19 protein-coding genes and 1 tRNA gene are annotated in these 24159 nt (G+C 66.3%); 11 read left to right on the forward strand and 9 right to left on the reverse strand.

Going from position 1 to position 24159, the window contains the following annotated elements:
* Positions 1-162: 162 nt before the first annotated feature.
* The 7 genes from ACX12D_RS07450 to ACX12D_RS07480 form a co-directional block, all read right to left on the reverse strand.
* Positions 163-238 (reverse strand) — tRNA-Met (locus ACX12D_RS07450).
* A gap of 123 nt (positions 239-361) precedes the next feature.
* On the reverse strand, positions 362-1114 hold the full coding sequence (locus tag ACX12D_RS07455) for an RES family NAD+ phosphorylase (protein WP_459373486.1): 753 nt from the start codon (positions 1112-1114) through the stop codon (positions 362-364).
* Positions 1074-1463: an MbcA/ParS/Xre antitoxin family protein gene (locus ACX12D_RS07460; protein WP_043345277.1), complete on the reverse strand. Its 390-nt coding sequence runs from the start codon at positions 1461-1463 to the stop codon at positions 1074-1076. The genes ACX12D_RS07455 and ACX12D_RS07460 overlap by 41 nt, the downstream gene beginning before the upstream one ends.
* Positions 1464-1655: 192 nt before the next feature.
* A complete protein-coding gene (gene boxA / locus ACX12D_RS07465; RefSeq protein WP_459373487.1) occupies positions 1656-2891 on the reverse strand; it encodes a benzoyl-CoA 2,3-epoxidase subunit BoxA in 1236 nt (411 codons plus the stop codon).
* Positions 2892-2975: 84 nt separating this feature from the next.
* Positions 2976-4400, reverse strand: a complete 1425-nt coding sequence (gene boxB, locus ACX12D_RS07470; protein WP_459373488.1) for a benzoyl-CoA 2,3-epoxidase subunit BoxB — start codon at positions 4398-4400, stop codon at positions 2976-2978.
* A gap of 70 nt (positions 4401-4470) precedes the next feature.
* Positions 4471-6162: a 2,3-epoxybenzoyl-CoA dihydrolase gene (gene boxC / locus ACX12D_RS07475; protein ID WP_459373489.1), complete on the reverse strand. Its 1692-nt coding sequence runs from the start codon at positions 6160-6162 to the stop codon at positions 4471-4473.
* Positions 6163-6282: 120 nt separating this feature from the next.
* Positions 6283-7221, reverse strand: a complete 939-nt coding sequence (locus tag ACX12D_RS07480) for a helix-turn-helix transcriptional regulator (RefSeq protein WP_416048198.1) — start codon at positions 7219-7221, stop codon at positions 6283-6285.
* 232 nt (positions 7222-7453) lie between these two features.
* Here ACX12D_RS07480 and ACX12D_RS07485 point away from each other — a divergent pair, with 232 nt between their 5' ends.
* The 8 genes from ACX12D_RS07485 (at position 7454) to ACX12D_RS07520 (ending at position 17089) form a co-directional block, all read left to right on the forward strand.
* Positions 7454-9157: a benzoate-CoA ligase family protein gene (locus ACX12D_RS07485; protein WP_459373490.1), complete on the forward strand. Its 1704-nt coding sequence runs from the start codon at positions 7454-7456 to the stop codon at positions 9155-9157.
* Between the two features lie 14 nt (positions 9158-9171).
* A complete protein-coding gene (locus ACX12D_RS07490) occupies positions 9172-9987 on the forward strand; it encodes an alpha/beta fold hydrolase (RefSeq protein ID WP_459373956.1) in 816 nt (271 codons plus the stop codon).
* Positions 9988-10131: 144 nt separating this feature from the next.
* A complete protein-coding gene (locus ACX12D_RS07495; protein WP_441630658.1) occupies positions 10132-11313 on the forward strand; it encodes an ABC transporter substrate-binding protein in 1182 nt (393 codons plus the stop codon).
* Positions 11314-11423: 110 nt separating this feature from the next.
* The gene (locus ACX12D_RS07500; RefSeq protein ID WP_150987739.1) at positions 11424-12290 is read left to right on the forward strand and encodes a branched-chain amino acid ABC transporter permease; all 867 of its coding nucleotides are present in this window, start codon (positions 11424-11426) and stop codon (positions 12288-12290) included.
* Positions 12291-12348: 58 nt separating this feature from the next.
* Positions 12349-13320 (forward strand): branched-chain amino acid ABC transporter permease, encoded by a 972-nt coding sequence (locus ACX12D_RS07505; RefSeq protein ID WP_459373957.1) that lies wholly within the window; start codon positions 12349-12351, stop codon positions 13318-13320.
* On the forward strand, positions 13317-14144 hold the full coding sequence (locus ACX12D_RS07510; RefSeq protein WP_459373491.1) for an ABC transporter ATP-binding protein: 828 nt from the start codon (positions 13317-13319) through the stop codon (positions 14142-14144). The genes ACX12D_RS07505 and ACX12D_RS07510 overlap by 4 nt, the downstream gene beginning before the upstream one ends.
* A complete protein-coding gene (locus ACX12D_RS07515; RefSeq protein WP_459373492.1) occupies positions 14141-14860 on the forward strand; it encodes an ABC transporter ATP-binding protein in 720 nt (239 codons plus the stop codon). The genes ACX12D_RS07510 and ACX12D_RS07515 overlap by 4 nt, the downstream gene beginning before the upstream one ends.
* A gap of 330 nt (positions 14861-15190) precedes the next feature.
* Positions 15191-17089 carry a potassium transporter Kup gene (locus ACX12D_RS07520; protein WP_459373493.1) on the forward strand — a complete coding sequence of 633 codons (1899 nt, stop codon included), beginning with the start codon at positions 15191-15193 and terminating at the stop codon, positions 17087-17089.
* A gap of 131 nt (positions 17090-17220) precedes the next feature.
* Here the strand turns inward: ACX12D_RS07520 and ACX12D_RS07525 are convergent, their stop codons facing one another.
* On the reverse strand, positions 17221-19590 hold the full coding sequence (locus ACX12D_RS07525; RefSeq protein WP_459373494.1) for a Tex family protein: 2370 nt from the start codon (positions 19588-19590) through the stop codon (positions 17221-17223).
* 200 nt (positions 19591-19790) lie between these two features.
* Here ACX12D_RS07525 and ACX12D_RS07530 point away from each other — a divergent pair, with 200 nt between their 5' ends.
* From ACX12D_RS07530 to ACX12D_RS07540, 3 genes are all read left to right on the forward strand, one after another.
* Complete coding sequence (locus ACX12D_RS07530; RefSeq protein WP_459373495.1) at positions 19791-20603, forward strand: hypothetical protein; 813 nt, start codon at positions 19791-19793, stop codon at positions 20601-20603.
* A 145-nt stretch (positions 20604-20748) separates the two neighbouring features.
* Positions 20749-20952: a DUF465 domain-containing protein gene (locus ACX12D_RS07535; RefSeq protein ID WP_150987726.1), complete on the forward strand. Its 204-nt coding sequence runs from the start codon at positions 20749-20751 to the stop codon at positions 20950-20952.
* 66 nt (positions 20953-21018) lie between these two features.
* On the forward strand, positions 21019-23223 hold the full coding sequence (locus ACX12D_RS07540; protein ID WP_459373497.1) for an ATP-dependent DNA helicase: 2205 nt from the start codon (positions 21019-21021) through the stop codon (positions 23221-23223).
* 92 nt (positions 23224-23315) lie between these two features.
* Here the strand turns inward: ACX12D_RS07540 and ACX12D_RS07545 are convergent, their stop codons facing one another.
* Positions 23316-24146, reverse strand: a complete 831-nt coding sequence (locus tag ACX12D_RS07545) for an outer membrane protein assembly factor BamD (RefSeq protein ID WP_183031633.1) — start codon at positions 24144-24146, stop codon at positions 23316-23318.
* Between the last annotated feature and the right edge of the window lie 13 nt (positions 24147-24159).

Consider the following 24159-nt stretch of genomic DNA (forward strand, 5'->3'; position numbering starts at 1 on the left):
GAGAAGCGGGAGGAATCGATATGTCCTGGAGTCGCACATCCGCACGGGGCACGAACCCTTCTCGACCGCCAAATGCAAAAAGCCCGCTACAAGCGGGCTTTTTGCATTTTCCAACCGTCTTTCGGCGTGTCAACGATTGGATAAAATAGCGTCTTCGGCGTTTGGTTGCGGGGGCAGGACTTGAACCTGCGACCTTCGGGTTATGAGCCCGACGAGCTGCCAACTGCTCCACCCCGCGTCCGTCGAAGAAAAAGATTATAAGGCAAATCTTGTCGCAGTGCAACAGCCAATTGCGCAGGAATGGCGAAGGGCGCAAGAACTCGCCCCGATAAGGATCGTGGCCGCAATGGCGCGCCGGGGCTCAGTCAGGGTCGGGGCTGGCCTTGCTGCGCTGCCAGACGCTGGCGGCAAACTGGAAGCTGTCCCGCTGCAGCAGGTCGTCGCGTTGCCAGATGACGCGGTCAGGCCGTACGGTCAGCATCCAGGTGGTGGTGGTGCGCGGCTGCGGATCGGCGAAGGCGCGCGGGGTCAGCAGTGCGGCGCAGGCGCCGTGCTCCGGGTCGCGCACCGAGGTGTAGCGGATCATGCCGAGGCCAGCTTCCCGGGCCGTGCGGGCCAAGGCCTGGCAGGCATCATAGTGGTCGGGATCGGTCCACTTCGCCGCGTCTTCGGCAAAGGGCGGGGCGTCGAGCGCGATGCCGTCGGTGCGCACGCTGACCTGGAACAAGGTGTGTGGCCGGGCGTCGATGCGCGGCAGCGCCGGGCTGTCGAGCAGGAAGCGCCAGCGCCAGTAGCCCAGTTCCGCGCAGGCGGTGCGAATATCGTCCGCGCCGTAGAACACGCCAGGATCCTGCTCGGCGCGAAAGCGCGAGCCCCAGGGCGAGGGCGGGTAGCGAAAGGGCGTGAACAGAAGATAGTGCAGGTGGCGTGCGTCGGCGGGCACCGCGGGCTTGCCGGCGTCCAGCACGGCTTCCAGCACGGCTTGCTCCTCCAGGCTGTCGACCAGCGGCATGGTCGATACCACATGCTGGGCCTCGACCGCGCGCCAGAGCGTGAGCGCAAACGGCTTGCGCTCAGACGCGACCGCGGGTGGCATCCAGATAGTGAACGACACGTACCAGGCCCTCTGTTGTGCGGATCAGGTCGAGCGGCTTGCCACCCAACGCCAGGTTTTCGTTGGCCAGCCAGAGGCGGGCCTGGTCGCTGTGGCCGAGGATGGCGTCGAGCGAGCGGAACAGGCGCACGAACAGCACGCCGAACTCCCATTCCTTGCGATGCGCGTCAAGCACATAGCCCCCGGAAGCCATGCGGGACACCGAGGCGGTGCTGATGCCCAGCACGTTGGCCACGCCTGCCTGGCTGATGCCAAGGAAGCCGGCTGCGCGCATGACCGCCTTGGTGAGGGTGGTGCCGGGGTCCGGACTGCCGGCAGGAAGATGCTCGGGGACTTGCTTGGGTTGCATCGCCTCGCTCCTGTTTCTTCAGAAACATTATAGGCGGTTCGTTTCGTAAGGGAAGCAGGAAAACGCCATCTTTATCCGCATGGCTTGGTGGCCTCGCCCACTGCAGAATGCTCACTTGTCCTGTATTTGACTTTCTGTGGCGCTCTGCGTTGCGCGGGTGTGGGGCGCAACGCAGCGAGGCCTTGCGCCGGATCAGTACGTCTCGATATGCAGCCGTCCCTCCGTCTTCATGGCAGCTTCCAGTTCACCCCAGGCCAGCCCGGCGCTGGCGCAGACCTCTGCGAACGCAGCCAGCACCCCGTCTTCCATTCCCTTGAGGCCGCAGATGTAGACATGGCCGTGCGGGTCGTTGAGGAGTGCCGCCACGCGCGCGCCGGCTTCGCGGATGGCGTCCTGCACATAGCGCCGGGGCTGGCCGGGATCGCGCGAGAAGGCGAGATGGATATCGAGGAAGCTCGGCGGCAGTTTCATCAACGGGCCGAAGTAGGGCAGTTCCCGCGCGTTGCGGGCGCCGAAGAACAACAGGCGCCGTCCGTCGAACTGCTCGAGGTTGCGCCGCATGTGCTCCGTCATGGCGCGCATCGGGGCCGAGCCGGTGCCGGTGCAGATCATCATCACACTGGCTTCGCGGTGGTTGGGCATCAGGAAGGTGGTGCCGAACGGGCCGACCACGCGCACTTCGTCGCCGCGCGCGAGGTCGCACAGGAAGTTGGACGCCACGCCGCGCACCGGTTGCCCTTCATGATCCTGCTCGACGCGCTTCACGGTAAGCGCGAGGTTGTTGTAGCCCGGCCGCTCGCCGTCGCGCGGGCTGGCGATCGAGTACATGCGGATGTAGTGTGGCTTGCCGTTGAAGTCGGTGCCGGGCGGCACGATGCCGATGGCCTGGCCTTCCAGCACCGGGAAAAAGTGCTGCCCGAAATCCAGCACGATGTGATGCACATCGCTCGATGCGTCGTCGGCGGTGAGGCGGTAGTTGCCGGCCACGGTGGCGGTGACGGGGGCGCGCACGCCATGCAGGTTGACATACGGATGCGCCGCCGACCACGGCGCCTTGGGCGAGGTATGCCGGCTGGTTTCCACCTGCTGGGTTTGCGGCTCCGGCCCGGTCTGCGGCGAAGCCGGATCCGGCGCGCTATCGAGCCCCGTGTCCGCGGGCAAGGGCAGGCTGGCGGGGAGCTCGTCCCATAGCAACTGCGCCTCGATCGGATAGGCCTCGCTTTTGAGCATCGTGCGCCAGTTGTCGATCGCGCCGGTGGGGCACGGCCCCAGGCAGGCGCCGCAGCCGTTGCACACGTCGGCCCTGACCACGTAGTTGCGGTCGTCATGGGTGATCGCGTCGATCGGGCAGGTGTCTTCGCAGGTGTTGCAGCGGATGCAGATCTCGGGGTCGATCAGGTGCTGCTTGATCATGTCGGGGGCGCCCATCTCTTTGGTCTCCTTGGCGCGCGGCCGGTCTGTCGCCGGTGCTGCGCCGCATGTTGCCCGTGGGTCAGTCCGGGCTGGTCTGGGTCAGTTGAAGCGCACGTACTCGAAATCCATCGGCTGGCGGTTGACGCCCACCACCGGCGGAGCGATCCAGTTGGCGTACTTGCCGGGCTCGGTGACCCGGCCCATCAGCGAGGCCACGAAGGCGCGGTCCTCGTCGGTTGCCAGCCACGCGCGCTCGCCGGCCTGCCATTGCGCTTCGGTGAGCAGCTCGCCAGCCGGCGAGACATGGACATTGGCCAGGCTGCCGATCTTGCGGTTGAATGCCTTGTGCGGCACCGCCATGCGGAATGCGATGCCGTGCTTTTCGATCACCTTGTTCCAGCGCGCCACGCCGCCGAGCGTGTCCTTGACGTAGTCGTCGCGCAGCACCTCGTTGAGCGCGTTGAGCATGGGCACCTCGCGCTCGCCCAGGCGGCCGTCGGTGACGTCGAGGATGCGGTAGACGTCGCCCTTGAGCACGTGGTCGTCGCCGCGCTTGCCTTCCTCGAAGCGGCCCTTGAGCCCGGCGCTGTAGAAGGTGGCGGCGTTGGACGACTGGTCGGCGCCGAACAGGTCGATGGTCACGCTGTAGTGGAAGTTGAGGTAGCGCTGGATGGTATCGAGATCGATCACGCCAGCGGCGCGTACGTCCGCGGGATCCTGGATATCGCGCTCGCGCATGACTTCGCAGGTGCGCTGGATCACGCGGGAGATGCCGGACTCGCCGACGAACATGTGGTGGGCTTCTTCGGTCAGCATGAAGCGCGTGGTGCGCGCCAGCGGGTCGAAGCTGGATTCGGCCAGCGCGCAGAGCTGGAACTTGCCGTCGCGGTCGGTGAAGTGTGTGAACATGAAGAAGGCCAGCCAGTCCGGCGTGCGCTCGTTGAAGGCGCCCAGGATGCGCGGGTTGTCCTCGTCGCCGGAGCGCCGTCCCAGCAGCGCCTCGGCCTCTTCGCGCCCGTCGCGCCCAAAATGGCGATGCAGCAGGTACACCATGGCCCACAAGTGGCGGCCTTCTTCCACATTGACCTGGAACAGGTTGCGCAGGTCGTAGAGCGAGGGGCAGGTCATGCCCAGGTGGCGTTGCTGCTCCACCGAGGCCGGCTCGGTATCGCCCTGGGTGACGATGATGCGCCGCAGGTTGGCGCGGTGCTCGCCCGGCACTTCCTGCCAGGCCGCTTCGCCCTTGTGCTCGCCGAAATGGATGCGGCGTGCCGGGTCGGCGGGCTGGAGGAAGATGCCCCAGCGATAGTCCGGCATCTTGACGTGGTCGAAGTGCGCCCAGCCGGAAGGATCGACCGAGACCGCCGTGCGCAGGTAGACATCGTGCTGGTGCGAGCCTTCGGGCCCCATGTCGCGCCACCAGTCGAGAAAGGCGGGCTGCCAGTGCTCGAGCGCGCGCTGCAGCGCGCGGTCGTCGGACAGGTTAACGTTGTTCGGGATCTTCTGGCTGTAGTCGATGCTCACGGGGGTGTCTCCTTGTCTCGTTCTTTATTGCGTGGACGTGTGGACGCGTGGTCCGGACGGGCAAACGGGCTCAGACGCGGTCCCAGTCGAAGCGGGCCTTGTTGCCCGAGCCGAACACCTTGAGCGCGCCTTGCTCGCCCACCGCGTTGGGCCGGTTGAAGATCCAGTTCTGCCAAGCGGTGAGGCGGCCGAAGATGCGGGTCTCCATGGTCTCCACCGGCCCGAAGCGCAGGTTGGCTTCGAGTCCGGTCAAGGCGTCGGGCGACAGGCTGGCCCGCTCCTCGATGGCAATGCGGATCTCGTCTTCCCAGTCGATGTCGTCGGGCGTGGCGGTGACGAGGCCGAGCGAGGCGGCGCTGATGGCGTCGAGCGGCGCGCCGATATGGTCCTGCACGGCCTGCATTGCCACCTCGTCCTGGTAGAAGCGCGCGGCCAGCCGGGTCAGTCCGTTGACGCCCGGATAGCGCCCGAAGTTGGCGGCGCTGGCGAACACGCGCGGCGCATCGTCCGGCGCGTCGGGCAGGTGCAGCATGTAGCTGCGGTCGGCGGCCAGGGCCAGCTCCAGCAACGTGCCCGCAAAGCAGGAGTCCGGCTCGATCAGCGCAAACAGCGTGCGCGACGACACCTCCAGGCGTGCCAGCGTGCGGCGCAGCATGCCGATGGTCTCGCGCACGAACCAGTGGCCGGCATGCGCATCCAGCAGCGCATCGGTGGCCAGCACCTGCTGGGGGTTGCCCTCGGTCTTGAGGATCCACATGCCAATGTCGAGATGGTTGGCCCGCAGCGTGAGGATGGCGTCGTCGAGCTCGCGCGCCATCTTCAGCGGCCACCAGTCGGCGCCGGCGGCAAGGATCGCGGCCAGCGCCTGCGGCTGGTGCCTGGCCGGACCGAAGACCGTCAGCGTGGCCTTGCGGGCATGCGGGTCGATATGCACCTGGACCGTGTCATAGCGGTAGCCGTGCGCATCCTGGCTGCGCGACAGTGGCGTGAGCTTCACGCCATCCTGGCCGGCGGGCCGGTCGCTCTGCGCGGCGAGCGCAAGCGCGCGCTGTTGCACATGCTCCGCGAAGCGCGCCGGCTTGACCACGGCATCGACCAGCTTCCAGTCGTGCGCCCGCTGCCCGCGCACGCCCTCGGTGGTGGTGCAGAAGATGTCGGCGTGGTCACGGCGCACCCGGCGCTTGTCGGTGATGCGCGTGAGCCCGCCGGTGCCAGGCAGCACGCCCAGCAGCGGCACTTCGGGCAGGCTGACGGCGGAGGAGCGGTCGTCGACCAGCACGATCTCGTCACAGGCCAGAGCCAGCTCGTAGCCGCCGCCGGCGGTGGTGCCGTTGCAGGCCGCGATGAACTTCAGGCCAGAGTGGCGGCTGGCGTCCTCGATGCCGTTGCGGGTTTCGTTGGTGAACTTGCAGAAGTTCACTTTCCAGGCGTGCGACGACTTGCCGAGCATGAAGATGTTGGCGCCTGAGCAGAACATGCGGTCCTTGGCGCTGGTGAGGACCACGGTGCGCACTTCCGGGTGCTCGAAGCGGATGCGCTGCACGGCGTCGTGCAGCTCGATGTCCACGCCGAGGTCGTAAGAGTTCAGCTTGAGGGCGTAGCCGGGGCGCAGGCCGCCGTCTTCGTCGACATCCATGGACAGCGTGGCCACCGGGCCAGCGAACGTCAGTTTCCAGTGCCGGTATTGCGCGGGGTCGCGCTCAAAGGTGACGGGGGCTTGCTCAGTGGAGGTGGTGGCGGTGGGAGCGGCCGGGGCGGACATCGTGGTCTCCTTTATGCATTATATTGTCGATCATCCCTTGTGATGAAATATAGTGCACAAAGCTGGCCGGCGCAATCCTTGCGCGATGCCCAGGCGCCAATCAGGCCAACCAGGCACCAATCACGCGCCAATCACGCGAAGATGGGCACGCAAGGCCTGCAGGGAGGTGGTGGGATCCTGGCCGCTGGTGTCGATCGTCACATCCGCGCGGGAGTACAGCGGGGTGCGCGCCAGCAGGATCCGGCGCAAATCGTCCATGGCTTCACGGTTGCCTTCCATCGGGCGCATGTCGCCCTGCGCCACTACCCGCGCCATGTGTTCCTCGGGCGAGGTCTTCACCCAGACCGTGTAGCAGCGTGCCAGCAGCAGGTTGAAGGTGGAGGGCTCCGAGACCAGGCTCCCGGGCGTGGCAAGCACCATGCGGTCGTTCTCGCGCAGCACGCGTTCAAGCGCGCGCATCTCGTAGCGGCGGTAGGCGGCCTGCCCATAGAGCGAGTGGATTTCGGCCAGGCTGGCGCCGGCTTCCTGCTCAATGACGCCGTTGAGTTCGACGAAGGGCACTTCCATGGCCGCGGCCAGCGCCCGCCCGAGTGTGGATTTGCCGGCGCCGCGCAGCCCGATCAGCGTAATGCGGCGATGGCGCGCGTCGTGGGAGGCCGAGGGCGCCAGGGCATGGTGGCAAGCCTCACGCACGCGTGACAGGTCGGCCGCGGGCAGTTGCGCCAGCCACTGCACCAGCTGCGAGAACTCCGAGGCAGGCTGGCCACCAGCAGCGTGCTGGGTCTCCATCTCCGCCAGCACCACCGGCAGCGGCACATCCAGCGCGCGCGCCACCTGGCGCAGCAGCAGCACGGATGCATTGCCGGTGCCGGTCTCCAGGTTGGCGAGGTAGCGCTCGGACACCTCCGCGCCGCGTGCGAGGTCCTTGCGCGACATGCCCCGCGCCGCGCGCAGCGAGCGGATGCGCTCGCCGAGCTGCGTCAGGTAGGGATCGCGCTCGCCGGCAGGGCGGGCGTCGGAGGAGTCGGGGGCCAGCAGTGGGTCTGGGTCGCGGCGCATGGCGGGCGGGTCTGGATGGGGAATGGGAGCGGTTGGGGCCGGGATCGGGGTTGCGATTATAAGGGACGCGGCCATCGTGTCATATAGTGCATTTCTCTGCTTGCATAATAGGCGATATGCAATAAAATGCATCGACAAATGCAGGTCAAGAAGAAAAACAAAAAATCACGACAAACCTGACTCCGTCCCCACGGCGAAGTGTGACCCGGGGACGGCATCGAGGAGTGGAGACATGACGCCCCCCATTGCATCCCCGTCCCCGGCGGCCGATGCGACTAGTGCTGCTACGGCTACTGCTGCTACTGCGGCGGCCATTTCCGTACTGCCGGCCCGCTACAACGCCGCCGCCGACTTGCTGTCGCGCAACCTGGCGGCAGGCCGCGCCGACAAGGTCGCCTATGTGGACGATGCCGGCCCGCTCACCTTCGCCGCGCTGGACCAGCGCTGCCGGCGCTTTGCCGCCGCCCTGCTGCATGCCGGGATCCGCCCCGAGGAGCGCCTGCTGCTGTGCGCGCTGGATACCATCGATTTTCCCACGGTGTTTCTCGGCTGCCTGCTGGCCGGCGTGGTGCCCGTGGCCGTCAACACGCTGCTGACCGCCGACGACTACGCCTACATGCTGGACCACAGCGGCGCGCGCGCGGCCGTGGTCTCGGCGCCGCTGGCCAGCGTCATGCGCGATGCCATCGGCAAAGCTGGCGCCGCGCCCGCGCTGATCCTCGCCGCACCGGATGCCGGTAGTGCCGGCCCGGGGCCGAGCGTGGCCGAGATGGCCGGGCAGGGCATGCCGCTGGAAGGCGCCGCCGCCACGCGGCCGGACGACATCGCCTTCTGGCTGTATTCCTCCGGCTCCACGGGCCGCCCCAAGGGCACCGTGCACACGCATGGCAACCTGTTCCATACCGCCGATCTCTATGCGCGCCAGGTGCTTGGCCTGCGTGAAGACGATGTGGTTTTTTCCGCGGCGAAACTGTTCTTCGCCTACGGCCTGGGCAATGCGCTGACCTTTCCGCTTGCCGTTGGCGCCACCACCGTGCTGATGGCCGAACGTCCCACGCCGCAAGCGGTGTTCCGCCGTCTGCGCGAGCAGCGCCCGACGGTGTTCTGCGGCGTGCCCACGTTATATGCCGGCATGCTGGCCGCGAGCGACCTGCCGGGGCGGCCGGACGTTGCGCTGCGCGTTTGCACCTCGGCGGGAGAGGCGCTGCCCAAGGATATCGGCGACCGTTTCCGCGCGCATTTTGGCTGCGACATCCTCGACGGCATTGGCTCCACCGAGATGTTGCACATCTTCCTGTCGAACCGTCCCGGCGACGTGCGCTACGGCACCACCGGCAAGCCGGTGCCCGGTTACGCGCTGAAGCTGCTGGATGAAGCGGGCCAGCCCTGCGCGCCGGGCGAGATTGGCGACCTCTTTATCAAGGGCCCGAGCGCCGCGCTGATGTACTGGGGCAACCGCGACAAGACCCGCGACACCTTCGTGGGCGAATGGACCCGCAGCGGCGACAAGTACCAGCAGGATGCGGATGGCTACTTCATCTACGCCGGGCGCAGCGACGATATGCTCAAGGTGGGTGGCATCTATGTATCGCCATTCGAGGTCGAGGCCGTGCTGGCCTTGCATCCGGCCGTGCTGGAGGCGGCGGTGATCGGTGTGGCCGATGCCGACGAACTGGTCAAGCCGAAAGCGTTCGTGGTGCTGCGCCCCGGCCAGTCCTGGCATGCGGGCATGGCGGCCGAGCTGCAGGCGTTCGTCAAGTCGCGGCTGGCCCCGTATAAGTATCCGCGCCAGATCGAGTGCGTGGCTGAATTGCCGAAGACGGCCACCGGCAAGATCCAGCGCTTCCGGCTGCGCCAGCGTGAGGCGGCCGCGCACGCGGCTGCCGGGGGCGTGCCTGCGGAGCCGGCAATCGTGCCGGCGACGACAGGCCGATGATGAAGGGCAAGGGCATGCAAAGCGATCTGGTGGAAATTCCGTTCGATGGCCGCCGTATCCAGGTAGAGATCCAGTGGCTGCGGCCGCAGCGGCAGGAGCGCCCGCTGGTGGTCTTCCTGCACGAAGGGCTGGGTTCGATCAGTATGTGGCGCGACTATCCCGCCGCGCTGTGCGAGGCCGGCGACTTTCGCGGGCTGGTGCTGTCGCGCTATGGCTATGGGCGCTCCACCCCGCGTCCCGCCCCGGAAAAGTGGGGCGTCGATTTCATGCATCGCCAGGCGCGCGAGGCACTGCCGGCGCTGTTCGATGCACTCGAGATCGGGCCGGGACGCAAACACGGCAAGCCCTGGCTGTTCGGCCACAGCGACGGCGGCTCGATCGCGCTGATTCATGCCGCGAGTTTCCCGCAGGCGGTCGATGGCATCACCGTGCTGGCGCCGCACATCCTGGTGGAGGATCTCTCGGTGAGCAGCATCCGGGCCACCCGCGAGACCTATCTGCAGACGGACCTGCGCAGCAAGCTGGCGCGCCATCACGACGATGTGGATTCCGCCTTCTGGGGTTGGAACGATATCTGGCTCGATCCGGCGTTCCGCGCCTTCGACCTGCATCCGCTGCTGGCGCAGATCCAATGTCCCGTGCTGGCGGTGCAAGGCGAGGACGACGAATACGGCACCATGGCGCAGATTGAGGGTATCCATCGATATGCGCCACAAACCGTCCTGCTTAAACTCCCGCGATGCGGCCACTCGCCTCACCGCGACCAGCCCGGGCCGTTGACGGACGCGGCAGTCAGGTTTATAACGGCACATACTTCATACCTAAAATAATTTCGCGCCCCCTGCGCGTTGGCCTGCAGTTCCCCCCGTCCGGCAGCTCGCGAGGTCTGCGAATGCCGCGCACGGATGGGAGTCCCGCAGGCTGGCGATGCCGGCCCAGGCGACGGAAGTCGGCTTGACCACCAGGAGACATCCATGCATCGCTTCACATCGCGCGGGCTGGCCCCCGCATGCCTAGCCATCGCTGCATCCCTTGCCTTTGCCGCTGGCGCCAATGCCCAGGGTACCGGCAAGATCAAGGTTGGCTTCATGCTGCCTTACACGGGCACCTATGCATCGCTGGGCAACGCCATCGAGAATGGCTTCAAGATGTACGTGCAGGAGCAGGGCGGCAAGCTGGGCGGGCGGGAGATCGAGTATTTCAAGGTGGACGACGAGTCCGATCCGGCTAAGTCGCCGGAGAACGCCACCAAGCTGATCAAGCGCGACCAGGTCGACGTGGTGGTGGGCACGGTGCACTCGGGCGTACAGATGGGCATCGTCAAGGTGGCCAAGGAAAACAACACGCTGCTGATCATTCCCAATGCGGGCGTGGATGAAGCCACCGGCCCGCTGTGCGGCCCCAATATCTTCCGATCCTCGTTTTCGAACTGGCAGCCGGGCTACGCCATGGGCCATGTGCTGGCCGAGCGCGGCATGAAGAAGGTGGTCACGCTGACGTGGAAGTACGCAGCCGGCGAGCAGTCGGTCAAGGGCTTCAAGGAAGCCTTCGAGGCCAAGGGCGGCAAGGTGGTGAAGGAGTTGAGCCTGCCGTTCCCCAACGTGGAATTCCAGGCGTTGATCACCGAAGTCGCATCGATCAAGCCCGATGCGGTCTTCGTGTTCTTCGCCGGCGGCGGCGCCGTGAAGTTCGTCAAGGACTGGGCCGCGGCGGGCCTCAAGGACAAGATTCCGCTCTACGCGTCGGGCTTCCTCACCGACGGCACGCTGGAAGCACAGGGCGCCGCGGCGCAAGGCATCGAAACCACGCTGCACTATGCCGATGGCCTGTCCAACCCGCGCGACAAGCGCTTCCGCCTGGAATACGCCAAGGCCTACAAGCTGCAACCCGACGTGTACGCCGTGCAGGGCTACGACGCTGCGCAGTTGCTGGGCGCCGGCGCCGGGGCGGTCAAGGGCGACATGAGCAAGAAGGCCGAGGTCATCAAGGCGATGGAGCAAACCAAGGTCGATAGCCCGCGCGGGACGTTCACGCTGTCGAAAGCGCACAATCCGGTGCAGGATTTCTACCTGCGCAAAGTCGATGGCCGGGAGAACAAGCTGGGCGCCGTCGCGGTGAAGGCGTTGGCCGATCCGGCGCGCGGCTGCCGGCTCTGAGCGGGTGAACGCAGTGGCCCGCCGCCGCCAGGGCGCCGTGCCGAAGTCCGGCCCGGCGCCAGCCGGGCCGCATACCGCAACCGAGTTGCCGCTTTGCCGCATGGATATCCATGGATATCGTTTCCTTCTTCATTCAGTGCCTCAATAGCATCCAGTACGGCCTGCTGCTCTTTCTTGTCGCGAGCGGCCTGACGTTGATCTTCGGCATCATGGGCGTGATCAACCTCGCCCACGGCAGCTTCTACATGCTGGGCGCCTACCTGGCCTTCACGCTGGCCGGGCTGACCGGCAGCCTGCTGATCGCCATTCCGCTGGGCATCGTGCTGGCGGTGGCGTTCGGCTACGTGCTGGAATGGGTGTTCTTCAGCTATCTCTACGAGCGCGAGCATTTGCAGCAGGTGCTGATGACCTACGGGCTCATCCTCGTGTTCGAGGAGCTGCGCAGCATCCTGGTGGACGACGACGTACATGGCGTGACCGTGCCGGCCATGCTCGACTGGGCCCTGCCGATCGGCAATGACATGACCTATCCGGTCTATCGCCTGTTCATCTCCGCGATCTGCCTGCTGGTGGCCGCGGCCATGTACCTGGTCATCCGCCGCACGCGCCTGGGCATGATGATTCGCGCCGGCGCCACCAACCGCGAGATGGTGCAGTCGCTGGGCATCAACGTCACGGTGCTGTACCGCTTCGTGTTTGCGCTGGGCGTGGCCCTGGCGGTGCTGGCCGGCATGATCGCCGCGCCGGTGTCCTCGGTCTATCCGGGCATGGGCAGCCAGGTGCTGATCGTGTGCTTCGTGGTGGTGGTGATCGGTGGCATCGGCTCGGTCAAGGGGGCCATGGTGGCCTCGCTGCTGCTGGGTTTCGTCGATACGTTCGGCAAGGTGTTCTGGCAGGAGGCCTCCGGCGTGCTGGTCTACCTGCTGATGGCACTCATCCTGCTCTGGAAACCCCAGGGCTTGTTCAAGGCGGGGTAGGAATATGCCGAGCGATACCAATGCACTGGAGGGGCCGGCGCGCGCGCGCAGCGGGCCCATGCCCTGGCTGGGCAGCCTGGGCTGGCTGGCCGCGTTTGCGGTGTTGGCAGCGCTGCCGCTGCTGCTGAATTCGGATGGGCAGCGCTTTTACATCGAGCTGGTCAGCAAGGTCATGATCATGGCCATCTTCGCGCTGTCGCTGCAGTTGCTGATCGGCTACACCGGGCTGGTCAGCCTGGGCCATGCGGCTTACTTTGCCATGGCCGCCTACGCCACCGCGATGATGGCGCCGCAGGCCGGTCCGGGCAACGGCTGGCTTTTGCTGCTGGGCGCGCTTGGCGCGGCGGCGGCGCTGGCGCTGGTGGTGGGCGCGCTGGTGCTGCGCACGCGCGGCATCTATTTCATCATGGTCACGCTGGCCTTCGCGCAGATGGTGTATTTCGTTTTTCACGACACCAAGATCGCGGGCGGCAGCGACGGTACCTATATCTACTTCCGGCCGGAGTTCGGCCTGCTGGGGGCGCACCGGTTCGACGTCAACGACGTCACGCATTTCTACTGGCTGGTGCTCGGCGCGCTGGTGCTCACGGTGGCGGGGCTGGCGGTGGTGCTGCGCTCGCGCTTCGGCCATGCGCTGGTGGGCATCAAGCACAACGAGCAACGCATGCGCGCTGCCGGCTATGCCACCTATCGCTACCAGCTTGGCGCCTTCGTGGTGGCTGGCACCTTCGCCGGCCTGGCCGGCTACCTGTATGCCATCCAGTACGGCTTCGTCAATCCGGAGATCGCATCCTGGCACCAGTCCGGCAACGCCATGCTGATGGTGATCCTGGGTGGGGCCGGCAGCCTGGCGGGCGCGGTGCTGGGGGCCTTCTCCTTCGTCTTGCTCGCGGAGTGGTTCAGCACGCTGACCAAGCACTGGCAGTTGCTGATGGGCGGCTTTGTCATCCTGGCGGTGGCCTTGCTGCCGCATGGACTGATCAGCCTGGCCCGTGGTGCCGCGCGCCGGCGCCAAGGAGGATCACGATGAACACACACGTACCTGTACCCGCACCGGTCTTGTCGGCCCGCAAGCTGACGCGCCGCTTTGGTGGCCTCACCGCGGTGGGCGACGTCGACCTGGACCTGGCCTTGCATCAGATCCACGCTGTGATCGGCACCAATGGCGCGGGCAAGTCCACGCTGATCAATATGTTATCGGGCGAGCTGCCGCCGTCGTCTGGCGCGTTGCAGTTGCAGGGGCGCGACGTGACCGGCTGGTCGCAACCACGCCTGGCGCGCGAAGGCGTGGGCCGCAGCTACCAGCGCAACAATATCTTCCTGCCGCTGACGGTGCGCGAGAACTGCCGCCTGGCGGCACAGTCGCGCGCGCAGCGGGCCTGGCGGCTGTGGGAGGGCGCGCAGCGTTGCCGCACCAGCCGCGCGCTGGGCGACGAAGCCTTGGAGTGCGCCGGCCTGGCAGGCTGCGCGGATACCGTTGCCACGGCGCTGTCGCATGGCCAGAAGCGCCAGCTCGAGGTGGCGATGTGCCTGGCCACCCAGCCCACCGTCCTGCTGCTGGATGAGCCTTTGGCCGGCATGGGCGCGGAGGAGTCGGCGCGCATGCTTGCGCTGCTGCGTTCGCTGCGCGATGGCCATGCGGTGCTGCTGGTCGAGCACGACATGGAGGCGGTGTTCTCCGTGGCGGACCGGATCACGGTGATGGTCAACGGCACGGTGATCGCCTCGGGCGATCCCGATGCGATCCGCGTCAATCGCGAAGTCCAGCAGGCCTACCTGGGCGAGGAGGGTGAAGGGGGTGAGGAGAGGGCAGATTCCCGCCAGGCGGCCCTGCATAGGGAGCAGGCAGCATGAGCGCGCAAAGCGAGATGATTGCCGCACGTGGCGTGCATGCCTGGTATGGCAGCAGCCACGTCCTGCGCGGGATCGATTTCAGCGTCGGCACAGGCGAGACCGTGGGCTTGCTGGGGCGCAACGGCATGGGCAAGAGCACGCTGCTGCGTACCCTCCTGGGCCATGTGCGGCAGCGCGAGGGCACCATCCTTGCCGGCGGGCGCGACGTCTCCCGTGCGCAGCCCTATGAAGTGGCACGCCTGGGCGTGGCCTATGTGCCCGAAGGACGGGGCATCTTCCCCAATCTCTCGGTGCGCGAGAACCTCTTGATGGCGGCGCGCAAAGGGCCGTCCGGCCGGATGGACTGGGACGAGGCAAGGGTGCTGGACCTGTTCCCGCGCCTCAAGGAGCGCCTTGGCCACGGTGGGCAGCAACTGTCCGGCGGCGAGCAGCAGATGCTGTCGATCGGACGGGCCCTGATGACCAACCCGGACTGCCTGATCCTCGATGAGGCGACCGAAGGCCTGGCGCCACGCATTGTCGCCGAGATCTGGCAGGTCATTGCCACCGTGCGCGCCACCGGCATTGCATCCGTGGTGGTGGATCGCAACTACCGCACGGTGCTGGCCAATGCGGATCGCGTGGTGGTGCTGGAGAAGGGCATGGTCGTCATGAACGGGCCTGCGAGCGAACTGGCGGTGGAACCCGGCCTGCTGGATCGCTATCTTGGCGTTTGATCCGCACACGATCCCTGTTCAATTGTGACTAACTGCACACAATTTGTGGCGGTGCAGCAACGTGCGTATCCCCCTATTCGTGGGCGATTTGGTGGTCCACCCCGCGCAAGCGCTTGACCGGGCGGGACTTCCCTCGCATGCTTGCCACGTCACCAGCACGAGGCAGGTTCCTCAAGGCGGGATGCTCCCTAGTGGTCGTTACCCGGCACTTCATCTAGAATGGCGCGCGTTTGTGCAATGCAATAGCCGCACGGTGCCGTTGCGCCATCCCGGGCGCACATATCCGTGCGCCGATGCGGTTGCGCGAGCCTTTCAACCTTACCCTTATCCATGACCCAGCCCGCATCCAGTCATTATTTCGTCGAAAGTCCCAGCAAGCGTGCGCTGGTGATCGGGGCGATCGGCGTCGTCTTCGGCGATATCGGTACCAGCCCGTTGTACGCCCTGAAGGAGTGCTTCAGCACCGAGCACGGCATCCCCTTTAGCGACGCCGCCGTCATGGGGATCATCTCCATGTTGTTCTGGGCGATGATCATTGTGGTTTCGCTCAAGTACGTGATGTTCGTCATGCGCGCCGACAACGACGGCGAGGGCGGCATCCTGGCCCTGATGGCGCTGGCGCTGCGTACCGCGGCGCCGCGCTCGCGCATGGCAAAGCTGCTGATGATGTTCGGCATCTTCGGCGCCTGCATGTTCTATGGCGACGCGGTGATCACCCCGGCGATCTCGGTCCTGTCCGCGGTGGAGGGCCTGGAGATCGCCGCACCCGGGCTTACGCACTTCGTCATACCGATCACGCTGGTGATCCTGGTGGCCTTGTTCATGATCCAGCGCAGCGGCACCGCCGCGGTGGGCAAGCTGTTCGGGCCCATCATGATGGTGTGGTTCGCCGCGCTAGGCGCCCTGGGCGTGTATCACATGATGCACGTGCCCGCGATCCTGATGGCGGTCAACCCGTACTACGCGGTGACCTTCCTGATGGAGCATTCGCTGCAGGCCTTCGTGGTGCTTGGCTCGGTGTTCCTGGTGCTGACCGGCGCGGAAGCGCTGTACGCCGATATGGGCCACTTTGGCATCCGGCCGATCCGCACGGGCTGGTTCGCGGTGGTGATGCCTTGCCTGATGCTCAACTACTTCGGCCAGGGCGCGATGCTGCTGCAGAACCCCGAAGCCGTCAGCAACCCGTTCTACCTGATGGTGCCGCAGCCCCTGCTGATTCCTATGGTGCTGCTGGCCACGTGCGCCACGGTGATCGCTTCGCAGGCCGTCATCTCCGGTGCTTTCTCGCTGACCAGCCAGGCCATCCAGCTGGGCTTTGTGCCGCGCATGCGCATCCGCTATACCTCGGACGCTGAAATCGGCCAGATCTACCTGCCGGTCATCAACTGGCTCCTGCTGGTGCTGGTGGTGATCGTGGTGGTGGCCTTCAAGAAATCCGACAACCTGGCCGCCGCCTACGGTATCGCGGTGACGACCACCATGGTGATCACCACGTTCCTGGCCGCCGTGGTCATGCGCAACGTGTGGAAGTGGAACCCGATCCTGGTGACCCTGATCGGCCTGACCTTCCTGCTGGTCGACCTGGCGTTTTTCTCGGCCAACCTGCTCAAGATCGCCGAGGGCGGCTGGTTCCCGCTGCTGATGGGCGGCACCGCCTTCTTCCTGCTGATGACCTGGCACAGCGGGCGCAAGCTGCTGCGCGCGCGCAGCCTGGAAGACGGCATTCCGCTCGAGCCGTTTATCGGTGGCCTGCTGGCGCACCCGCCGCATCGGGTCGAAGGCACGGCGGTGTTCCTGACCGGCAACACCGAGTCGGTGCCGGTTTCGCTGCTTCACAACCTCAAGCACAACCGCGTGCTGCATGAGCGCGTGGTGTTCCTGAGCTTTGTCACGCGCGACGTGCCCTACGTGGACGATGACCATCGCCTGACGTGCAAGGATCTTGGCGGCGGCGTGTTCATCCTCAAGTCCGAGTACGGCTTCAAGGAAACGCCGGATGTGCAGCGGGTGCTGGACCTGGCCCAGCGCAAGCTCAACATGCAGTTCGAGCTGATGGAAACCTCGTTCTTCATCGCCCGCGAATCGGTGATTCCGTCGAAGCTGCCGGGCATGTCGATGTGGCGCGAAAGCCTGTTCGCCTGGATGCATCAGAACGGTGCCAAGCCCTCGGACTTCTTCCAGATTCCGGCCAACCGTGTGGTTGAGCTGGGAACCAAGGTGGAGATCTGACGGCAGCCCCCTCAGATCGCATGCCGCAGTAGCGGCCGGGATAGCCTCACCGCTCGCCTCACTGGCCCGCAGAAAGAAAAAAAGCCCCTGTGCACATGACACAGGGGCTTTTTACGTCAGTCCTGCGAGGCTCAGCGCTTGAGCTTGGCGAAGGCTGCCGCCATGGCGCCCGACGGTTCATCGCGGCGCTGGCCGCCGCCGAACCCCTTGCCCTGGCCGGGCCGCTGGCCCTGACCCGGGCGCGGCGCGTTGCCGCGGTCGGCCTGGCCCGCGCGGACCGGGCCCTGGCCGGGCTCGTCGTCCAGGCGCATGGTCAGGCCAATGCGGTTGCGCTTGACGTCCACCTCCATCACCTTGACCTTGACGATCTGGCCAGCCTTGACCGCCTCGTGCGCATCCTTGATGAACTTGGTGGACAGGGCGGAGATGTGGACCAGTCCGTCCTGGTGCACGCCGATATCGACGAACGCGCCAAAGGCGGCAACGTTGGTGACCACGCCTTCGAGCACCATGCCCGGCTGCAGGTGCTTGATGTCTTCCACGCCGTCCTGGAAGGTGGCGGTCTTGAACTCGGGGCGCGGGTCGCGGCCCGGCTTTTCCAGTTCGGACAGGATGTCGCGCACGGTCGGCAGGCCGAAGGTCTCATCCGTGAAGGATGTCGGCGACAGGCCGCGCAGCGCTTCGCGATTGCCCATCACTTCCGGCAGGCCCTTCTTGATCTGGTCGAGGATCCGCTTGACCACCGGGTAGGCTTCCGGGTGGACCGAGGAGCGGTCCAGCGGATTGTCGCCGTCGTTGACGCGCAGGAAGCCAGCGGCCTGCTCGAACGTCTTGTCGCCCAGTCGCGGCACCTTCTTCAGCGCGGCGCGATTGGGGAAGGCCCCGTTGGCATCGCGGTACTCGACGATATTGCGCGCCAGCACCGTGTTCAGGCCGGATACGCGGGCCAGCAGCGGGGCCGAGGCGGTGTTCACGTCCACGCCCACGGCGTTCACGCAATCCTCCACCACGGCGTCCAGCGCGCGGGCCAGTTCGCGCTGGTTCACGTCATGCTGGTACTGGCCCACGCCGATCGACTTGGGATCGATCTTGACGAGCTCCGCCAGCGGATCCTGCAGGCGCCGCGCGATCGAGACCGCGCCGCGGATCGATACGTCGAGGTCCGGGAATTCCTTGGCGGCCAGCTCCGATGCCGAGTACACCGAGGCGCCGGCTTCGCTGACCACGATCTTGGTCAGCTTGGCTTCGGGCAATGCCTTCATCAGGTCCAGCACCAGCTTGTCGGTTTCGCGGCTGGCGGTGCCGTTGCCGATGGAGACCAGCATGACATTGTGCTGCTTGGCCATGCGCGCCAGCGTGGCGAGCGAGCCGTTCCAGTCGCGGCGCGGCTCGTGCGGGTAGATGGTGGCGGTGTCGATCAGCTTGCCGGTGGCGTCGACGACGGCCACCTTGCAGCCGGTGCGGATGCCCGGGTCGATGCCCATCACGGACTTCGGGCCCGCCGGCGCGGCCAACAGCAGCTCGTGCAGGTTGCGGCCGAACACCTTGATGGCTTCACCTTCCGCGGTTTCGCGCAGCTGGGTCAGCAGCTCGGTTTCCAGGTGCGGCTGCACCTTGACGCGCCAGCACCAGCGGCAGACGTCGGCCAGCCACTTGTCGGCCGGGCGGTTCTGGTTCTGGATGCCGACATGGCGCGCGATCATGCCTTCGCACGGGTGCGGCACCATCGCATCCTGTTCCTCGCCCAGGCCGAGCTTGACCATCAGCACGCCCGCATTGCGGCCGCGGAACAGCGCCAGCGCGCGGTGGGACGGAATGGTGCGGATGGTTTCGCTGTACTCGTAGTAATCGCGGAATTTCTCTTCTTCCGCGCCTTCCTTGCCTTCCATCACCGAGGAGGTAACCAGGCCTTGGCTCCACAGGTGCTCGCGTACTTTGCCGAGCAGCTCGGCGGTTTCGCCAAACTGTTCCGACAGGATGTCGCGCGCGCCATCCAGCGCGGCCTTGACGTCCGGCACGCCGCCGTCGGCGGTGGGGTTGCCGTTGACGTACTTGGCGGCCTCGGCCTGCGGGTCCAGCGTGGGGTCGGCCAGCAGCGCCAGCGCCAGCGGTTCCAGCCCGCATTCGCGCGCGATCTGGGCGCGGGTGCGGCGCTTGGGCTTGTAGGGCAGGTAAAGGTCTTCCAGGACCTGCTTGGTCTCTGCGCCTTCGACGGCTGCGCGCAGCTCAGGCGTCAGCTTGCCCTGTTCCTCGATCGAGGCGAGGATGGTGGCGCGGCGCTCTTCCATCTCGCGCAGATAGAGCAGGCGTTCTTCCAGATTACGCAGATGCGTGTCGTCCAGGTTGCCGGTCACTTCCTTACGGTAGCGCGCAATGAACGGCACGGTCGCGCCTTCGTCGAGCAGTTCTACGGCCGCCGCCACCTGGCGGGGTTGGACGGACAGTTCGGCCGCGATGAGCGACACGATCTTTTGCATGACGGAAGCTGGCAGAGTGGACATCAGGAAAACAGTCGGTCGAAAGCGGGGCATTTTGCCACAAGCTTGCCGCCACGCGGCGAGGCGCTTGGGCAGGGGGTTGCCCGCGTGACCCGGGGCGCCCGCAGGGGCGGTGGCGCCGCGCCGGGATGCCGGCCCGCCCGTATGTCAACAAGCGTGGCAACAAGCACGGCAACCGGCAGGGCGGATGTTAGAATCCAAGCATGATCGTCAAGCCACATCCGACCGCCCTTGCGGCCGCGTTCCCCGACCGCCTCGCCACTCCGGCTGTGCTCCGCGCGGCCCGCTTCCTGCGCGCGCAGGTGCGGCTTGCCGTGCTTGCCACTGGCCTGGCGGCGTTGTTCCTGCCAACGCTCGGCCAGGCGCAGGCGGCACCTGGTGCCGCGCAGCCTCCTGCCGCTGCCGGCGCGGCGCAAACGCCGCCCCGGGATTTCGCCGCGGAGCGCAAGGCCATCAGCGACTCGCGCGCCTGGACCACCTATCGCTATGGCACGGCCGAGCACGATTGCTACAACAAGTTCTTCGTCACGCATTGCATCGACAAGGCCAAGGACGCCCAGCGTGCCGAGTTGCAGGTGCTGCGCAAGCGGGAGCTTGAGGTCGGTGACGCGGAGCGCGCATTCAAGGCGGCCGAGCGTGACCGCCAGCAGGCGATCCAGCGCGCCCAGTACGAAGCGGAGCAGCCCGGCCGCGACGCCAACGAGCGCGCCAGCCGCGAAAGCTACGAGCGCAAGCAGCAGGAGCAGAAACTGCGCGATGCGCAGCACGAGGCCGATGCGCCGCAGCGCGCCGCCAATGCCCAGGCCTACGACAAGAAGCAGGCCGATTTCGATGCCCGCGTCAAGGCCGCCCAGGAGCAGGGCGCGCAGCAAGCCAAGCAGCGGCAGGAGAATGTCAAGGCGTACGAGCAAAAGCAGCGTGACGCCGAGCAACGGCAGAAAGACGTCGACGAGCGTCGTGCCAAGGCCAAGGAGCAGCAGGGTCAGGCGTCCGCGCCACGTCCCTTCGGTTTCTGAGCGGCTAAGCGCCGCGCCCACAGCCGGGGGCAATACCGGCGACAATAGCCGGTACCAGACGTCGGCGCGATGCATCTGGCCGCGCCCACGTCATTTGCCGTACCGGCCCGCCGGCGCCCAGCGCCGGCTTTGAGCGGGGGAGCCCATGGACCGCAACCTGAATACCTTATCGCGACAGATCATGGAATTGCAGATCGAGCATCGCGATCTCGATTACCTGATCGACCGCATGGCGGCGGATGCCGCGCACGATGAGTTGCAACTGCGCCGACTGAAAAAGCGCCGTCTCAAGCTCAAGGATGCGATTACCTTGCTACAGCTTCAGCTCGAGCCGGACGTGCCCGCCTGATTTCCTGATTCCCCGATTCCCCTTGCCCCGGGCCGCTCTTGAAGCGGCTCGCCAAAAAGCCTCGCCTTGCCCGACTCCGAAGACCTGCCCGCCGCCACCGTAACGTCAGATCCGTCTGATCACGCCGCTACGCCTGACACGCCTGCTACGCTTGACTCGCCCGAAGCACCGGCGGCCAGCGCTGCTGGGCCGTCCGGTACGGCGGCTTCGCACGCTGCCCAACTGGCCACTATCTTTGCCGAGACCGGGACACTGGCCACCGGCATCGAAGGCTATCGCCCGCGCGCGGCGCAAGAGCAGATGGCTGCCGCCGTGGCCGGGGCGATCGAGCGCGCGGACACGGTCATCGTCGAGGCCGGCACGGGCACGGGCAAGACCTTCGCCTACCTGGTTCCGGCCATGCTGTGGGGCGGCAAGGTGATCCTCTCCACCGGCACCAAGAACCTGCAGGACCAGCTTTTCCTGCGCGATATCCCCACGGTGCGCAAAGCGCTCAATGTGCCGGTGTCGGTGGCGCTGCTCAAGGGGCGGGCCAACTACCTCTGCCATTACCACCTGGAGCGCGCCGAGATCCAGGGGCGCCTGGCTTCGCGCCAGGATGCCGCCTGGCTGCGCGAGATCGCCCGCTTTGCCAAGGTCACGTCGTCGGGCGACAAGGGCGAGCTGGCCTCGGTGCCGGAAAACGCGCCGGTCTGGCAGCTGGTTACCTCGACCCGCGACAACTGCATGGGCACGGAGTGCCCGAGCTACAAAGAGTGCTTTGTGATGCGCGCCCGCAAGGAAGCACAGCAGGCCGACATCGTGGTAGTCAACCACCACCTGTTCTTTGCCGACGTGGTGCTGCGTGACACGGGCATGGCCGAGTTGCTGCCAGCGGCCAATACGGTGATCTTCGACGAAGCGCACCAGTTGCCCGATACGGCGACGCTGTTCTTCGGCGAGAGCCTGTCCACCAGCCAGCTGCTGGAACTGGCGCGGGACACCGTGGCCGAGGGCCTCTCGCACGCGCGGGACGCTGCCGACTGGGTGCGGATCGCGGCCCCCCTGGAGCGCGCCGCGCGGGACCTGCGCCTGGCCTTCACACGGGACAATTCCCGCCTGGCGGTGAGCCAGATCGAGGCGGATCCCCGCATCGGCAAGCCATTCTTCGAGACGCTGGATGCGCTCGAAACCGCGCTGTCGGAGTTCGTGACCCTGCTGGAAAGCCAGGCCGAACGTGCCGAGTCATTGGAGCAGTGCCATCGCCGCGCGGTGGAGCTCGACCAGCGCCTGGCCGCCTGGCGCAACGATGCCAAGGCGGTGCCAGCACCCGCCGCAGCCGAGGGCGATGAAAAAGCCCCGGCCAGCGCGGCCTTCGGGCCGGAAACCGTGCGCTGGGTCGAGGTGTTCTCGCAGACCGTGCAGTTGCACCGCACGCCCCTGTCGATCGCACCGATCTTCACGCGCCAGCGCGAAGGGCACCCTCGTGCCTGGATCTTCACCTCGGCCACGCTATCCGTGAAGGGCAATTTCACGCACTATGCGGCCCAGCTTGGCTTGGACAAGGACAAGTCGCTGACGCTGCCCAGTCCGTTCGACTACGCTACGCAGGGCCTGCTTTATGTGCCGCGCGACCTGCCGGCGCCGCAGTCGCCGCAGTTCACCGACGCCGTGGTGCAGACCGCGCTGCCGCTGATCGAGGCCGCCGGCGGCCGCGCTTTCCTGCTGTGCACCACGCTGCGGGCAGTGCAGCGCGCCTCCGACCTGCTTTACGAGGCCTTTGCGGAACGCGGCCTGGAACTGCCCTTGCTGGTGCAGGGCCAGGCCAGCCGTACCGAATTGCTGGATCGCTTCCGCGAGCTTGGCAACGCGGTGCTGGTGGGCAGCCAGAGCTTCTGGGAAGGCGTCGACGTGCGCGGCGAGGCGCTCTCGCTGGTCATCATCGACAAGCTGCCGTTCGCCCCGCCCGACGACCCCGTGCTGGCGGCGCGCATGGAAGTGCTGCAAAAGAAGGGCCTGAGCCCGTTCGCCGTGCATCAGCTGCCGCATGCCGTGATCACGCTCAAGCAGGGCGCCGGGCGGCTGATCCGCTCGGAATCCGACCGTGGCGTGCTGGTGATCTGCGACACCAGGCTGGTGGAGAAGCCCTACGGCCGCCAGATCTGGCAGAGCCTGCCGCCCTTCAAGCGCACGCGCGAGGCCGAGACGGTGGTCCACTTCCTGGCGTCGCTGCGCAAGGGCGAAAGCGCGCCGGCGGCTGACGACGCCGGGGGGGAAGCCGCGCCCGATTGACCGCCTGGCGCGGGCGGCGGGCAACAAACAAAAAACCCGATCTTCCGATCGGGTTTTTTGTTGCTAGCGCACTGAAGCGCCGTGCCTGACGTTCAGAACACTTCCCACCAGGACTTGTCCTTGCGGCGTTCCCCGTACTTGATGTAATCGCTGTTGGGGAAGTTCTTTTCCATCACGCGGGCAGTATCGTCGCGCAAATCCTTCATGCCCAGCGAATCGTACGAGCGGATCATGATGTACAGCGCTTCCTCGTTGGCCGGCGCGCCGTCATAGTCCTTGAGCGCCTGCTGGGCCCGGTTTGCAGCGGCCAGGTAGGCGCCGCGGCGGTAGTAGTAGCGTGCCGCATGGACCTCGTGCTGGGCCAGCGAGTTCACGATGTATTGCATGCGCGCGGCAGCATCCGTCGTGTACTTGCTGTCCGGGAAGCGCGTGACCAGCGTGTTGAAGGCGTCATAAGCAGCGCGCGCGGCCTTGGGGTCACGCTCGCTCAGGTCCTGGCCGGAAAAACGGCCAAGCCAGCCCAAATTGTCATTGAAGTTGATCAGGCCCTTCAGGTAATAGGCATAATCCACGTTCGGGTGATTCGGATGCAACTGGATGAAGCGGTCGACCGAGGCAAGCGCGGCGGCGGTTTCGCCGTCCTTGTAGTTGGCGTAGGCGGTATCGATCTGTGCCTGCTGGGCGAAACGGCCGAAGGGATAACGTCCCTCCAGCTTCTCGTACAGCTTCACAGCTCGGGTAAAGTCGCCGGAATCTAGTGCGTCCTTGGCTTCCGAATATAATTTGTTAGCCGACCAGCCGGCAGTTTCGTCTGGTTGATCCGACAGCAGGCCGCACGCCGATAGCATGACGCAGCCGCCTGCGAGCAGAATCGCTCCAATTCTTGCGCGCCAGCTGGCGCGCTTCATGCTCATCAATTGCATGGGCAACGTATCC

Source organism: Cupriavidus sp. PET2-C1 (assembly GCF_054515855.1).